Raw genomic sequence first — 15383 nt, 5'->3', positions numbered from 1 at the left:
TGCAGATGTCGCGGGGCGGTTTGCCTGTGGCGGTGCCGCCCCGTAAACAGGTAGATGTGTCGACGGCGTCCGCGGGAGCGGATTGCCGGGGTTTTGGTGTGCGGGATCACATGGTTGGGCGTGCCGCTGATATTGGCGACGTAGCGAGGCGCGTGCTTTTGTCGGGCATCGGCCTTGGCGCATTGGCATGCGCCCTGCTGACTGACACCGCGGCCCGCGCCGAGAGCCTGCCGGAGGCCCTGGTCAAGGCGTACCAGACCAATCCGCAGCTCAATGCCGAGCGGGCACGCCAGCGCGCCACCGACGAGAACGTGCCGCAGGCGCTGGCCGGCTATCGTCCCCAGATCGTGGCCGGCCTTTCGCTCGGCCTGCAGGCGGTCCGCGACCAGCTGCCCGGCAACGTCATCCAGACCGCGACGCTGAAGCCGTGGCAGATCGGGGTCACGGTGACCCAGACCCTGTTCAACGGCTTCAAGACCGCCAACAGCGTCCGCGTCGCCGAATTGCAGGTGCAATCCGGCCGCGAGGCGCTGCGCAATGTCGGCCAGGGCGTGCTGCTCGATGCTGTCACCGCCTATACCAACGTGCTGGCCAACCAGACCCTGGTCGAGGCGCAGCGGTCCAACGTCGCCTTCCTGAAGGAGACCCAGGCGATCACGCAGCGCCGCCTCAATGCCGGCGACGTTACGCCGACCGATACGGCCCAGGCCGAGGCGCGCCTCAACCGCGGCCTCGCCGATCTCAACGCCGCCGAGGTCAACTATGCGGTCAGCCAGGCCACCTATGCGCAGGTGGTCGGCAACCCGCCGTCGCAATTGCGGCCGGCGGAAACCACCGACCGGCTGCTGCCGCGCAGCCGCGAGGATGCGATCGCGCTTGCGCTGCGCGAGCATCCCGCCGTGACCGCGGCCGGCTTCGACGTCGATGTCGCCTCGACCTCGATCCGCGTCGCCGAGAGCAGCCTGATGCCGAACGTTACCCTGCAGGGTAGCGTCAGCCGCAGCCGCGACAACGACCAGACGCTCGGTACGTTCGGAACGGACCAGGCCTCGGTGATCGGCCAGGTCACGCAGCCGATCTATGACGGCGGCACCGCGGCCTCGCAGACCCGGCAGGCCAAGGAAGTGGCCGCGCAGAGCCGCCTCGTGCTGGATCAGGTCCGCAATCAGGCCAAGACCGCCGCGGTCAGCGCATGGGTCGCCAATGAGGGCGCCAAGATTGCGGTGTCGGCCTCCGAGTCCGAGGTGAAGGCCGCCGAGGTCGCGCTCGCAGGTGTGCAGAAGGAGGCCGCCGGTGGCCAGCGCACCACCGTCGACGTGCTCAACGCCCAGCAGGACTTGATCACGGCGCGAGCCCGTCTGATCGGTGCGCAGCGCGACCGCGTGATCGCCTCCTACACCCTGCTCAGTGCGGTCGGACGGCTCGACGTCAAGACGCTTAATCTCAAGACGCCCGACTATCTGCCCGAAGTGCACTACCATCAGGTGCGCGACGCCTGGCACGGCCTGCGCACGCCGTCGGGGCAATAGGCCTCATGGAACCGGTCGCAGCGCGAACCGGCCCTTTCCGCCCGCTCTGTCCGCCGATAACCTCCGCCCCCGCCGGCAACCGATAATGCCGGTGCGCGGAGTGCGCGCATAACAGCCGAGCATGCAGGGAGACGTCCAATGCTGACGCGACGCGATATGATGCTGGCTTCCATCGCAGCGGGAGTGACCATGACCAGCAGCAACGCATTGTCCAAGGCAGCGCAACCATCGACCCCGGTGAACTTCGACGTGCCTGCCGGTGCATGCGACTGCCATACCCACATCCATGGAGACCCCGCGAAATTCCCGTTCTTCGCCGGCCGCGTCTATACGCCGGAACCGGCCTCTCCGGAGGAGATGAGCGCGCTGCACAAGGCGCTGCATGTCGAGCGCGTGGTCATCGTGACGCCGAGCGTCTACGGCCCCGACAATTCCTCGACCCTGTTCGGCATGACGGCGCGCGGCCCCACGGCGCGCGGCGTCGCCGTGATCGACGACAAGACCAGCGAAAGCGATCTCGCCGCCATGCAGAACGCCGGCTTCCGCGGCATCCGCCTCAACCTTGCGACCGGCGGCGTCAACGATCCCAATGTCGGCCGGCAGCGCTTCTCGGCCGCGATCGAGCGGATGAAGGCGCGCGGCTGGCATGTCCAGCTTTTCACCAGCCTCGCCATGATCTCCGCGATCAAGGATCTGGTCGCGGCAGCGCCAGTGCCCGTGGTGTTCGACCATTTCGGCGGCGCCGAGGCCGCGCTCGGCACGGGCCAGCCGGGGTTTGATGACCTGCTCGCGCTGGTCAAATCAGGCAAGGCCTACGTCAAGATCTCCGGCGCCTACCGCGCCTCCAAGCTTGCGCCCGACTACGCCGACGCCACGCCGCTGGCGCAGGCGCTGATCGCTGCCAATGCCGAGCGCATCGTCTGGGGCACCGACTGGCCGCATCCGGATTCGGTCACACCGGCGGGCAAGAAGGTCACCGACGTGACGCCGCTGTACCAGATCGACGACGGCCGCCTCCTCAACCAGCTTCCGGTCTGGGCGCCCGATGCCGCGACCCGCAAGACCATCCTGGTCGACAATCCCGCACGGCTCTACGGCTTCACCTGACGTTGTCTTTCGGCCGGCGCGAGAAGTAGGAGATCAGCACCGGCAGCGTGATTAGGATCACCAGCGGCGCCAGCATCATGCCGGTGACGACGACAATCGCGAGCGGCTTCTGCACCTGCGAGCCGATGCCCTCCGACACCGCCGCCGGCAGCAGGCCGACACCCGCCACGACGCAGGTCATCAGCACCGGACGAAGCTGCAATTCGCCGGTGCGGATCACCGCGCGCAACCGGTCATAGCCTTCGTCGATCAGTTGGTTGAACTGCGACAGGATGATGATGCCGTCCATCACGGCGATGCCGAACAGCGCGATGAAGCCGATCGCCGCCGATACGCTGAACGGGATGCCGGAGATCAAGAGCCCGAGCACGCCGCCGAAGATCGCCATCGGGATCACGCTCATCGCCAGCATGGTGTCGACCATCGAGCCGAAATTGAAGAACAGCAGCACCGCGATCAGCACGAGGCTGATCGGCACCACGATCGACAGCCGCTTGATCGCGTCCTGCAGATTGCCGAACTCGCCGACCCATTCGAGATGCGAGCCGGGCGGCAACTGAACCTGCTCATTGACCTTTTGCTGGGCCTCCAGGATCGCGCTGCCGAGGTCGCGGTCGCGCACCGAGAACTTGATCGGCAGATAACGCTCCTGCTGCTCGCGATAGATGTAGGCCGCGCCGGAGATCAGCTTGATCGAGGCAACTTCGGAGAGCGGGATCTGCGTGATGCCGCCATTGGTGTTCGCGACTCCGATCCGCAGGTTCTGGATCGCCTCCGCGCTCTTGCGATACTCGGGCGCAAGGCGAACGATGATCGGGAAGTGCCGGTCGCTGCCGGGTTCATAGAGATCGCCTGCGGTGTCGCCGCCGACCGCGACCTTGATCGTCGCATTGATGTCGCCCGGGGACAGGCCGTAGCGCGCCGCGCGCGCACGGTCGACGTCGATCTGGACGGTCGGCTGACCGAGCGAGGTGAACACCGCGAGGTCGGTGACGCCCTGCACTGTCGACAGCACGGACTTGATCTTGTTGGCGGTGTCGGTCAGCGCCTGCAAATCATTGCCATAGAGCTTGATCGAGTTCTCGCCCTTCACGCCGGACACCGCCTCCGAGACGTTGTCCTGCAGGTATTGCGAGAAGTTGAATTCGACGCCCGGGAATTTCTCCTGCAACTGCCCCAGCAATTGCGCGGTGAGCACGTCCTTGTCGTGTGTATCGGGCCATTCGCCGGCCGGCTTCAGGGGCGCGAAGAATTCGGCATTGAAGAATCCCGCGGCGTCGGTGCCGTCGTCGGGACGGCCGTGCTGCGACACCACCGACACCACCTCGGGACGGCTGCGGATCAGCTTGCGCATCTCGTTGACGTAGGCGTTGCCTTCCTGCAGCGAGATCGTCGGCGGCAGCGTGGCGCGAATCCACAGATTGCCCTCTTCCAGCTTGGGCAGGAATTCGAGGCCCAGGAACCGGACGAAGATGATGGTCATGACCACGAGGCCGGCGGCGCCGGCCATCACGACCTTGCGGTTGGCGATCGCCCAGTTGAGCACCGGCAGGTAGATCGCGTCGAGCTTCTTGACGATCCAGGTCTCGGTTTCGTGGATATGCGCCGGCAGGATGATCGCGCTCAGCGCCGGCGTGATGGTGAACGTCGCCAGCAATCCGCCTGCGAGCGCGTAGGCATAGGTCCGCGCCATCGGCCCGAAGATGTTGCCCTCGACGCCGCCCAGCGTGAACAACGGCAGGAAGGCAGCGACGATGATGGTCGCGGCGAAGAAGATCGAGCGCGACACGTCGGCGGCCGCCGACAGGATCGCGTGGCTCTTCATCCCCATCACCGTGTCGTCGGAGATGTGGGCACGCTCGGCTTCCGATAGCGCGGTGGTCTGCGACAGCCGCCGGAAGATCGCCTCCACCATGATCACGGTGGCGTCGACGATCAGGCCGAAATCGATCGCGCCGACCGAGAGCAGATTGGCGGATTCACCGCGCAGCACCAGGATGATCACGGCGAAGAACAGCGCGAACGGGATCGTCGCGCCGACGATCAGCGCGCTGCGGAGATCGCCGAGGAAGATCCACTGCAACAGCACGATCAAGAGGATGCCGACCACCATGTTGTGCAGCACGGTGTGGGTGGTGAGTTCGATCAGGTCCTTGCGGTCGTAGATGCGCTCGATCTTGACGCCCGGCGGCAGGATCGAGGAATTGTTGATCTGATTGACCAGTTGCTCGACGCGGGCAATCGTCGGCGAGCTCTGCTCACCGCGCCGCATCAGCACGATGCCCTGCACGATGTCGTCGTCGCCGTCGATGCCGGCGATGCCGAGCCGCGGCTTCTCGCCGATCGTGACGGCGCCGACGTCCCTGACCAGCACGGGATTGCCGCCGGACTGCGAGATCATGGTGTTGGCGAGATCGTCGATCGAGCGGATCAGGCCGACGCCGCGCACCACGGCCGATTGCGAGCCGATGTTCACGGTGTTGCCGCCGACATTGATGTTGGCGTTGGAGACCGCCTGAAGCACCTGCGGCAAGGTCAGGCCGTTGGCGACCAGCTTGTTGAAGTCGACCTGGATCTCATAGGTCTTGGTCTTGCCGCCCCAGCCGGTGACGTCGATCACGCCGGGCACCGCGCGGAAGCGGCGTTGCAACACCCAGTCCTGCAGCGTCTTGAGGTCGAGCACGCTGTAGTTCGGCGGCCCCTTGAGGCGATAGCGGAAGATTTCACCGATCGGGCTCGTCGGCGAGATGCCCGGCTGCACGTTGCCCGGCAACGGCGCGAGCTGCGAGAGGCGATTGAGCACCTGCTGCAGCGCCTCGTCATAGGTGTAGTCGAAGGAGAACTGCAGCTTGACGTCGGACAGACCGTACAGCGAGATGGTGCGGATGGTCTTGAGGTTCTTGATGCCCGCGACCTGGGTCTCGATCGGGATCGTGATGTAGCGCTCGATCTCCTCGGCCGACAGGCCCGGGCTCTGCGTCACGATGTCGACCATCGGCGGGGTCGGATCGGGATAGGCCTCGATGTTGAGCTGCTTGAACGCAAGCAGGCCGCCGACGAAGACGGCGACGAACATGGCCACCATCAAGTAGCGGCGATTGACGGCAAGGGCGACGAGGCGATCCATTCAGATCGGCGCTTTCAGCTGGAAGGATTTTTCTTGTTGAGCATGGTCGATCCGGAAAGCCGGTTTCCCCTTTCCCGGATCATGCCTTAGGTGCCGGAGGCGGCGCGGTCGATGAAGAGGCTTCCCTTCGTCACGATCTGCTCGCCAGGCTTGAGATTGCCGGCGACCTCGACGAGGTCTCCATTGATGAGGCCGGGCTTGATCTGGCGCAGCTCGATGGTCTTGTCGTCGGCTTTCGCGACCCAGACCCGAACCTGATCGCCCTCGTAGATCAGCGCCTGCTTCGGCACGCCGACCGCCGGGTGATCGCCTTTCGAATACAGCGTCACATTGGCGAACATCTCGGGCTTCAGCCGATTATCGGCATTGTCGATGGTGGCGCGGACCAGCAGCCGGCGCGAGGTCGCATCGATCGCGGCGGCGACATAGTTGACCCGGGCGTTCAGCAGCTTGCCGGGCAGCGCCATCACGCTGAAGCTGAGGTCCTGCCCGATCGCGACATTATCGGCATCGGATTCGCGGACGAAGGCGATCAGCCAGACCGTCGAGAGATCGCCGATCACGTAGACCGGATCGCTGGCGCCGGTCGACACATACTGGCCGGGGCCGGCCTTGCGCTGGACCACGGTGCCGCCGATCGGCGCGTACACCGTCGTCTCCGGATTGAGACGGCCCTTCTGCTGCAAGGTCGTGATGGCTTCGTCGCCGAAGCCGAGGATGTGCAGCTTGTTCTGCGCGGCTTCCAGCAGCGTCTGCGCCGAGCGCGCATCGTTCTGCGCCTGCACCAGCGCCGCCTGCGCAGTCTGGTAATCCTTCAGCGGGATCGCCTTGCCTTCGGACAGGTCCTTGGCGCGCTTTTCCTGGATCTGCGCCAGGTCGAGTGCCGACTGGGCCTTGTTGAGACCGGTCATCGCGGCGACGTAATCGTTCTGTGCCTGCACGGTGTCAGCCGCCTCGATCACGAACAGCGGCTGCCCCTTCGCCACGGCATCGCCCGGCCGCACCAGGAGGCGCGTCACCCGCCCGGTGTAGGGCGAGTAGACCGGGGTGGAACGGTCCTCATCGATCCCGATCTTGCCCTCGGTCACCAGCTCGGAGCGGAAGGTGTGCTCGGACACGGTCTGGAAGGTCAGGCTGGCCCACTCGGCGGCCGACGGCGCATACTGCGTGCCGCCCTTGCGGGACTGGCTGGAGACTTCCGACGGCCCCTGCTTTTCAGAGCCGAAACGGGTGTAGCCATAGGCGCCCGCGCAGGCGACCACCAGCACCGCCGCGGCCACGAGCAAACGCGGGCGGCTAAAGCTCTGCATTCTCTTGGTAAACTCTTTCAGCATGCGGTCCGCGGGGTCGATCGTTGCAGCTTCCGGCGGGACAGCCCCAGCGGTGCGCTAATAGTGCCGAATTGGCGTTGCAAACAACCTAAAAATCGCATTTCGGCGGTGCGCGTCGTTAAAGTTCGGATAGCCTGAACGGCGGCTGAATGTCTCATCCGGGAAACTCCGGGGCAGGAAACTCCGCACGATGGCTGCCGAGCGGCATCGCCGGACGGGACCAATGGGCCGGGGTGCGCGACAGGATGGCGGCGTGCCGGACCGAACTCAGCGTGCCAAAGCCGGACTGAAGCCGCTCGATGTAGGGCTGCACCGCATCCGCCTTCAGGTCCTCGGTCGCGAGGCCCGCCTCGAGGCGGCCGAGATTCCGCAGCCAGCGCCCGGTTTGCGCCAGCGATACCCGAACATGCCAGCTGCCGCCCTCGCGCGCCTGGCGTGCCTTGGCCATCATGGCGCCGAATGCCATGAAGTATCCGGTAGCGTGGTCGAGCATCTGGGCCGGCAATTCCTTCGGTCCATCGACGCCGGCCGCCTGTCCCTCGGCATGATTGAAGCCGGTCGTGGTCTGCACCAGCGAATCGAAGCCGCGCCGCTCCGCCCACGGACCGGCATGGCCGTAGGCCGAGAGCGTCACATAGACGATGCCGGGATTGATGCGCGCCGCCTCCTCCGCGGAGAAGCCGAGCCGCGCAATCGCCTGCGGACGATAGCCCTGCGAGAGAATATCGGCCTGCGCCACGAGATTGCGCATCACGCCCCGCCCCTCTTCGCTGCGCAGTTCGAGGAACGTCGTCAGCTTGCCGCGGCCGGTGTCGATGGTCAGCCAGGGGATAGCAGGCAGATCGGGACCGGAGATCAGCAGCACGTCTGCGCCGTGCGCGGCGAGCGTGCGGCCGGCGACGGGACCGGCGATCACGCGCGACAGATCGAGCACACGGATGCCGGCCAGCGGCCGCTTCCCGGCGGGCCAAGGCTTTGGCGCGGCCTCGCCGATCTTCTCGATCGAGATCAGCGGCAGTTTTGCCAGCTCCTTGGCGTGCGGCGTCGCCGACCATTCGTCATGAGAGCGCATCAAGGCGACGACGCCGCCGGCTTCATAGGCCGCGGTCTCGAACGCCTCGCCGTCCCACTGCAAGAGCGCGGCCTGGACCTCGTCACGCTCGGCATTGCAGCCAAGCACCCTGCAGACGGCGTCGCGGTGATGCGGAAAATTGGTATGAAGGCGGACGAAGCGGTCGTCCTTGACACGGTAGACGCCGGCGATCTTGTCCCAGGCTGGCGGCGGCGGCTTGTCGTCGACGCGCAAATAGCGCTCGCTGCGGCATTCGACGACGGCATGGCGGATATCGACCGCGACCTCCTGCCCGTCCCCGCTGCGGGCCTTCCAGATTTCGGCCGCGGCAAGGCCCGCGGCTGCGATCGGCGCCTGCGCAGCGGCTGCGACCCGAAACGACGAAGGCAGTTGCGGCTCGCTGCCGGTCAGCTTGACCGCATCGAGCGCAGACGACGTACCGCCGGCGCCGGTCCAGATATCGGCGAGGATTTCACGGATGCCCTGCATGCGCGTTCCTGTTTGTGATTATTCTATGCCTCAGCATGATGACAAAAAGGCGGTGCCCGATCCCAACCATCTTTCGGAGAACCATTTCACGCTGTTCCGGATCATGCCTTGTTTGGGCATGATGTTTTCGGAAAACCGCTTCGCACTTTTCCGCATCATGCCTTAGCTCTGCCCGACCCGAACAGGAGTTGCAATGGCTGCCATCGATCCCCTCACCGCCGGCGGTGTCTTCCTCGCGACCGCGGCGACCGACGCGGTCTACGTCATGTTCACCTCTGCGGTCGTCGCGCGCAAGCGCGTGCCGGCGGCGACCTGGAGCAGCGTCTGGTACGTGCTCTCCTCCTATGCGGTGATCAGCTACACCGAAAACTGGCTCTACGTCGCCTTCGCGGCAGCCGGCTCCTGGGTCGGCGCCTATGCGTCGATCACCTTTCTGCACCGCCCGCCGGGCGGACCGCCGGTGGGGGCCGCGGTGGAATAGTATGCAGCTGCCGAAGAGTTCATCCATTTGCGAATGCAGGACCAAGCCGACGGTGGCGAGTTGTAAGCTTGGTGTAAGCATTCGCACGTAAGCCGCGGATCAGCGTTCTCGCGGCGTGATCCGCCCGAGGTTTGCTGTTCGTTTCACCCTCTCCTTGAACAGAGGGCGCAGGGAAAGCCGGGTGCCGATCGCACCCATGGGCCCCGAGCAATGGGTAGGAAGCTCGGGGGTAGGACCACAGGTGTAACCGGAAACAACCCGGCTTTCCCTGCGCGATGGGCTACGGCTTACTTCGTGCTCTCCCCGGCGAGACCAGGCTTGCTTGTCACCGTCTTCGCCACGCGCACCGCGCAATGTGAAGAGACACCTGCCATGAGGGCGTCAGGACCACACGACTTCGCCGTCCGCGTCATGCGCACTCGTCAGTCGCGCATTCGGCGTCCACCGCATCTCGACCCGCGTTCGTGACGATCGCGATCCGCCCCTCGCATCGGGTGAGACGGGCATATTGAACATCTGAGTTGGGGGCGGCGTCAAGTCAAATTCTGAAAAGCCGAACTAAATTGAGAGACATACTCCATCTCTCGTCATTCCGGGGCACGCATCACGCCACGCCTTACTTCAGCGCGGCCTGGCCGGCGAGCAAGATCACATTGTCCTGCGAGCCCGAACCGCCGATGGCGCCGACGACCTTTGCCGTCGACGATCAGCAGGTTGCGGCCGCGCGAGGCGATCACGTCGTCGAGCGTCGCGAGATAGGAGAAGGATGCTCCCTTTCCCATCAGGTTTTCGAACGTCAGCGTGGGACGCCGATAGCGCGTCGTGGTGTGCGCCTTGTGCTCGGAAACGCTGCGATGGCGCGACAGTCCGTGCGTAGTCCAGATCTAGGGACGCATGAATGCGAAGTCTGTGTCGGGGTCGCAATTGTCGGCAATGAAGCGAAGCTCCGACTGGACGTCGGCGACGCTCCGGTTTTCAAGGTATTTCGAAACGACGAGGCCGAGCAGCGAACGGCAGAGAGCGTCGTGATCCAGTCCGGTGGACTTTGCATCTGCAAGTGCCGCTGAGAAATGACGCTTCGCGATCTCCGTTGTGGACATCCCGGTCTCCTTCTTGTGCCTTGTCTTACGCGAGCTCGGCGATGGCTTTGATCTGCATCAACTTCAATGAAAGTCCCGCGACGGCGGCAGGATGCGGACGTTGCGGGGACGGCGGATCCTTTGCGGCGAGTTGTCGCCGTGATCCCGGCGGTCGTCGTTGAGCGGCTCGATCAGCGCTGGGCCGGCCGGCACGGGATGCTTGCGAGACAGCGATTCGTTGGCGAGGCCGATCAGATCGTGGGAGCGGTCGGTCATGCGCTGCGCCACCAGATGCGTCACGCCCTCGGGACTGCTCTGGATATAGCCCTCGACCAGGATCAGGCGAGAGCCCATCACTTCCTTGCGGTACTGCTCCATCACTTTCGGCCAGACCACGATGTTGGCGATGCCGGTCTCGTCCTCCAGCGTCATGAACACGACGCCCTTGGCGCTGCCTGGCCGCTGCCGCACCAGCACGACGCCGGCGCAACGAACGCGGCGGCGATCGTTGCTGCGGTTGATGGTGTGGCAGGCGACGACGCGCTCCCTGGTGAACATCTCGCGCAGGAATTCCATCGGATGGCCCTTCAGCGACAGGCGGATGGTCTGATAGTCGGCGACCACCTGCTCGGGGCGCGGCATTTCCGGCAGCGGTTTTGCGCCCTCATCCGGCTGCTCGCGCGCGGTCGCGGCCTCGAACAGCGGCAGCGGCACGTCGTCGGGCAGCCGCCGCACCGCCCACAGCGCCTCGCGGCGGTCGAGCCCGAGTGAGCGAAATGCATCGGCATCGGCGAGCAGGATCAGCGCGCGCTTCGGCAGGCCGGTGTCGCGGGCAAACTCTTCCAGCGAGGTGAATGGCCGGCGGCTGCGCGCCGCGACGATGCGGTCGGCCCAGTCTTGCTCCCCGTCATTCCGGGGCGCGCCTCCTGGCGCGAGCCCGGAATCCATCAGGCCACTGTTGCGCTGAGAAATGGATTCCGGGCTCGCGCTTTGCGCGCCCCGGAATGACGACTGGAGGGATTTCAGCCTCTCCTCGTCCTCATCGAGCCAGTGAAACCCGTCGATCTGGCGGAAGCCGAGCCGCACCGCGCAACAATCGCCAACCTGCTCCTCCAGCGTGTTCTGCGCAAAGCTGAAGGAGACATCGACCTCGCGCACCGTGACGCCGTTCTTGCGGGCGTCGCCGACGATCTGCGCCGGAGCGTAGAAGCCCATCGGCTGCGAGTTGAGCAGGCCGCAGCAGAACGCGTCGGGATGATAATGCTTCAGCCATGAGGAGATGTAGACGAGCTGGGCGAAACTCGCGGCGTGGCTTTCCGGGAAGCCGTAGCTGCCAAAACCCTTGATCTGGTCGAAGCAGCTTCGAGCGAAATCCGGATCGTAGCCGCGCGCCACCATGTTGCCGACCAGCTTCTCCTCGTAGGTGCCTATGGTGCCGAGATTGCGGAAGGTCGCCATCGAGCGGCGCAGGCCGTTGGCCTCCTCCGAGGTGAAATGCGCCGCCTCGATCGCGATCCGCATCGCCTGCTCCTGGAACAGCGGCACGCCGAGCGTCTTGTGCAGTACGTTGTAGAGCTCGTCCTTGTCGCCATGATCCGGCGAAGGCGAAGGATAGCTCACCTGCTCCTGCTTGTTCCGCCGCCGCAAATACGGATGCACCATGTCGCCCTGGATCGGACCGGGGCGCACGATCGCGACCTCGATGACGAGGTCATAGAACGTCCGCGGCTTCAGGCGCGGCAGCATGTTCATCTGCGCCCGGCTCTCGACCTGGAACACGCCGAGCGACTCGCCGCGGCACAGCATGTCGTAGACCTTTGGGTCGTCCTGCGGGACGCTGGCGAGTTCCCAGTGCTCGCCCTTGTGATCTCTGATCAGGTCGAAGCATTTGCGGATGCAGGTCAGCATGCCCAATGCCAGTACGTCGACCTTCATCATGTGCAGCGCGTCGACGTCGTCCTTGTCCCATTCGATGAAGGTACGGTCGTCCATCGCCGCGTTGCCGATCGGCACATAGGTGTCGAGCCGGTCCTGGGTCAGCACATAGCCGCCGACATGCTGCGAGAGATGGCGCGGAAACTCGATCAGCTCGGTGGCAAGCTCGACGGCAAGATTGATCATCGCATTCGCAGGGTCCAGCCCGGCCTGCCGCACCTGCATGTCGTTGAGGCCCTTGCCCCAGCTGCCCCACACGGTGTCGGCGAGCGCCGCGGTGACGTCCTCGGTCAGCCCGAGCGCCTTGCCGACATCGCGGATCGCGCTGCGCGGACGATAATGGATGATGGTGGCGATGATGGCGGCGCGGTGGCGGCCGTAGCGGCGATAGACATACTGCATCACCTCCTCGCGCCGCGAATGCTCGAAATCGACGTCGATGTCCGGCGGCTCCAGCCGCTCCTTGGAGATGAAGCGCTCGAACAGCAGATCGACCTTGGTCGGATCGACCGAGGTGACGCCGAGCACATAGCACACCGCCGAATTCGCGGCCGAGCCGCGTCCCTGGCACAGGATGTTCTGGCTGCGCGCATAGCGCACGATGTCGTGCACGGTGAGGAAGTAATGCGCGTATTTCAGCTCGGCGATCAGCGCGAGCTCCTTGTTCAGGGTGGCGCGAAGCTTGTCATCGATCTCGCCGCCGAAATATTTGTCGACGCCGGCCCAGGTCAAGTCCTCCAGATGCTGCTGCGCGGTCTTGCCCGGCGGCACCGGCTCATCGGGATACTGGTATTTGAGCTGGTCGAGCGAGAACGAGATGCGCGCGGCAAAGCGCATGGTCTCCGCGATCGCATCCGGCAGGTCGCGAAACAGCCTGATCATCTCATGCGCCGGCTTGAGATGCCGTTCGGCGTTGGCTTCGAGCCTGCGGCCGACCGCCTCGATCGTGGTCTTTTCGCGGATGCAGGTCAGCACGTCCTGCAGCGGGCGGCGCGCAGGATGGTGATAGAGCACCTCGTTGGTGGCGAGCAGCGGCACACCGGCATCGGTGGCGAGGCCATGCAGCCGCGCGAGACGGCGCTTGTCGTCGCCGCGATAGAGCAGGCTTGCGGCGAGCCAGACGCCATCGGCGGCGCTGGCCTTCAGTTGCGCGAGCACGTCGAGCGCCTCATCCGCCTCGAAGCGATGCGGGAGCGCCAGCACCAAGAGCTGGCCTTCGGCGAAATCGAGCAGATCGGACAGGCTGAGCCGGCAGTCGCCCTTCTCGATGCGCTCGCTGCCAGCACCGCGCTTGCCACGGGTGAGCAATTGGCACAGCCGGCCATAGGCGGCGCGGTCGCGTGGATAGACCAGGATGTCGGGGGTGCCGTCGATGAAGACGATGCGGGCGCCGACCAGGAACTTGGGCGGATGGGCGACCTTCTCGCTGTCGAGCTCCTTCCAGGCGCGCACCACGCCGGCCAGCGTGTTGTGATCGGCGAGCCCGATCACGGGGATTCCGAGTTCGCTCGCCTGATGCACATAGGCGCGCGGATCGGAGCCGCCGCGCAGGAAGGAGAAATTGCTGGTGATGCCGATCTCGGCATAATCGGGCAAGGGTACGCTCATGCGAACAGCCCGTGCACATACCAGTTCGCGGCGACCGGCGCGCCCGCCTCGTCGCGCAGCTCGTTCTCATAGAGGCCGTCGCGAAAGATCCAGAAGCGCTGGCCCTCGGCATCCTCGACGCGGAAATAGTCGCGCGTCAGCGCCGCACCGTCCTGCTTCCACCATTCCATCGCGATCCGCTCGGGACCCTCGACCCGCACCACCGCATGCAAGGCGCGCCGCCAGGTGAATTGATGCGGCGGACCATCCGGCACGCTCGCGAACGGCACCTTGATCGGCTCCGGCCGCTCGAACAGCCGCAAGGGTCGCAGCGGCGGCTCGCCCGCGACGCGCTCCGGCCATGCGGCGGCGCTGGCGGCGGCCAGATGATGCTGCGCCGGCAGCGCGAGCGCTGATCGTTCGGGGATGTGGCTCTCGAGCGGCAGATGCACGACGACGCGCTTGCCGCCGATGCGAGCGGCGATGCGGTCGATCAGCGCCGAGATCTCGTCATTGTCATGCACAGTGGCGTCGAGATCGCGCTGCTGCTGCACCACGATCTCGGTACGCCCTGCGGCAAGACGAATGAGATCGAAGCCGAAGCCAGGATCGAGCGGATCGCTCAGCGCATCGAGCCGCTCGCGGAACAGGCGGTCGATCATCTCCGGCCGCGTCACCGGACGCCCGGTCTCGACCATGATCGCGCGCACCGCACCGTCGGTGCGGAAAAAGCTCGCCTCCAGTTGCCGCGCGCCCTTGCCCTGTTTGTCCATCGCCGCGACCAGCATTTTGGCGAGGCTCGACAGCGTCAGCGCGATCACGGTGTCGGTCGCAATCGGCTCAGGAAAACGCTTCTCGACGATGTAGTCGGGCAGCGGCTTGCGCGGGCTGATCGGGGCATCGCCCTGCCCGAGCGCGTGGCCGAGCAAGGTGGTGAAGGCCGAGCCGAACCGCGCCGAAATCTCGTGCGGTGCGCGCGCGGCGACATCGCCGATGGTCTTCAACCCGGCGCGGCGCAGGCCGGTGGTCACAGCGCTATCGGCGCCGAGCGCCGATACCGGCAGCGGGCCGACCGCTTGCGCCTCTGCGCCATCAGCAACGATCTTGCCCGAGACGTGGCGCGTCAGCGTTCGCGCCGCGATCGAGGTGCCGGCAATCGCCGCGCTGACCGCAAAGCCGCGCCGGCTCAGCGCATGGGTGACGAGCTGCAGCAGCGCGCGCTCGCCGCCGAACAGATGCGCGCAGCCGGTGATGTCGAGGAACAGGCCGTAAGGTGCGTCGAGCGCGACCAGCGGCGTGAAGCGGTCGCACCAGTCGGCGATGTCGTTCAGCGTCTTCAGGTCGGCGGCGGGGTCGGCGTCGTAGACCGTGAGCTCCGGGCAGATCGCCCGCGCATTGGCGAGCGGCAACCCGATCGACAGCCCGGCGCGCACCGCAGCCTCGTCGACGGCATGCAGCAGGATCGCGTTGTGGTCTTTTGCGACGACGACGCTGGGGAGTTCTTTCTTCGCCTCTCCCGCTTGCGGAGGAGGCCGGATCGCATCGCCAGATGCGATCCGGGTGGGGGCTCTCTCCTTACGAAGAACATTGTTTGTGGAGAGACCCCCACCCCAACCCTCCCCCGCAAGCGGGAGAGGGAGCCCTGC

General features: G+C 65.6%; 10 protein-coding genes. 5 read left to right on the top strand and 5 right to left on the bottom strand.

Annotated features, from left to right (window positions below):
* Positions 1 to 110 precede the first annotated feature (110 nt).
* Together CK489_RS21795 and CK489_RS21790 are read left to right on the top strand one after the other, a co-directional pair.
* On the top strand, positions 111 to 1529 hold the full coding sequence (locus tag CK489_RS21795; protein ID WP_245350466.1) for a TolC family outer membrane protein: 1419 nt from the start codon (positions 111 to 113) through the stop codon (positions 1527 to 1529).
* Positions 1530 to 1667: 138 nt separating this feature from the next.
* Entirely contained in the window at positions 1668 to 2636 is a 969-nt protein-coding gene (locus tag CK489_RS21790) for an amidohydrolase family protein (RefSeq protein ID WP_095733762.1), read from the top strand.
* Here CK489_RS21790 and CK489_RS21785 read toward each other — a convergent pair.
* The 3 genes from CK489_RS21785 to CK489_RS21775 form a co-directional block, all read right to left on the bottom strand.
* On the bottom strand, positions 2629 to 5763 hold the full coding sequence (locus CK489_RS21785; protein WP_095733761.1) for an efflux RND transporter permease subunit: 3135 nt from the start codon (positions 5761 to 5763) through the stop codon (positions 2629 to 2631). The genes CK489_RS21790 and CK489_RS21785 overlap by 8 nt on opposite strands.
* Before the next feature lie 86 nt (positions 5764 to 5849).
* Positions 5850 to 7097, bottom strand: coding sequence for an efflux RND transporter periplasmic adaptor subunit (locus CK489_RS21780; RefSeq protein WP_095733760.1), 1248 nt, complete (start codon positions 7095 to 7097; stop codon positions 5850 to 5852).
* Between the two features lie 151 nt (positions 7098 to 7248).
* Positions 7249 to 8655, bottom strand: coding sequence for a CoA transferase (locus tag CK489_RS21775; protein WP_095733759.1), 1407 nt, complete (start codon positions 8653 to 8655; stop codon positions 7249 to 7251).
* On the opposite strand from CK489_RS21775, the gene CK489_RS41435 reads away from it, so the two are divergent.
* The 3 genes from CK489_RS41435 (at position 8654) to CK489_RS41430 (ending at position 10203) form a co-directional block, all read left to right on the top strand.
* Positions 8654 to 8821 (top strand): hypothetical protein, encoded by a 168-nt coding sequence (locus CK489_RS41435; protein ID WP_157860860.1) that lies wholly within the window; start codon positions 8654 to 8656, stop codon positions 8819 to 8821. The two genes, CK489_RS21775 and CK489_RS41435, sit on opposite strands and share 2 nt — an antisense overlap.
* Before the next feature lie 27 nt (positions 8822 to 8848).
* A complete protein-coding gene (locus CK489_RS21770; protein WP_050626238.1) occupies positions 8849 to 9136 on the top strand; it encodes a hypothetical protein in 288 nt (95 codons plus the stop codon).
* A gap of 677 nt (positions 9137 to 9813) precedes the next feature.
* Positions 9814 to 10203 carry a hypothetical protein gene (locus CK489_RS41430; RefSeq protein ID WP_157860859.1) on the top strand — a complete coding sequence of 130 codons (390 nt, stop codon included), beginning with the start codon at positions 9814 to 9816 and terminating at the stop codon, positions 10201 to 10203.
* A gap of 96 nt (positions 10204 to 10299) precedes the next feature.
* Here CK489_RS41430 and CK489_RS21760 read toward each other — a convergent pair whose 3' ends face one another.
* Together CK489_RS21760 and CK489_RS21755 are read right to left on the bottom strand one after the other, a co-directional pair.
* Positions 10300 to 13758, bottom strand: a complete 3459-nt coding sequence (locus CK489_RS21760) for an error-prone DNA polymerase (RefSeq protein ID WP_095733758.1) — start codon at positions 13756 to 13758, stop codon at positions 10300 to 10302.
* A complete protein-coding gene (locus CK489_RS21755) occupies positions 13755 to 15293 on the bottom strand; it encodes a Y-family DNA polymerase (protein ID WP_245350522.1) in 1539 nt (512 codons plus the stop codon). Before CK489_RS21755 ends, CK489_RS21760 begins: the two co-directional genes overlap by 4 nt.
* Positions 15294 to 15383: the final 90 nt, after the last annotated feature.

The organism is Bradyrhizobium sp. UFLA03-84 (assembly GCF_002289535.1).
GTDB lineage: Bacteria > Pseudomonadota > Alphaproteobacteria > Rhizobiales > Xanthobacteraceae > Bradyrhizobium > Bradyrhizobium viridifuturi.
Note: the sequence above shows the minus strand (reverse complement) of the source record. Positions and strands in the feature narration are given on the sequence as shown.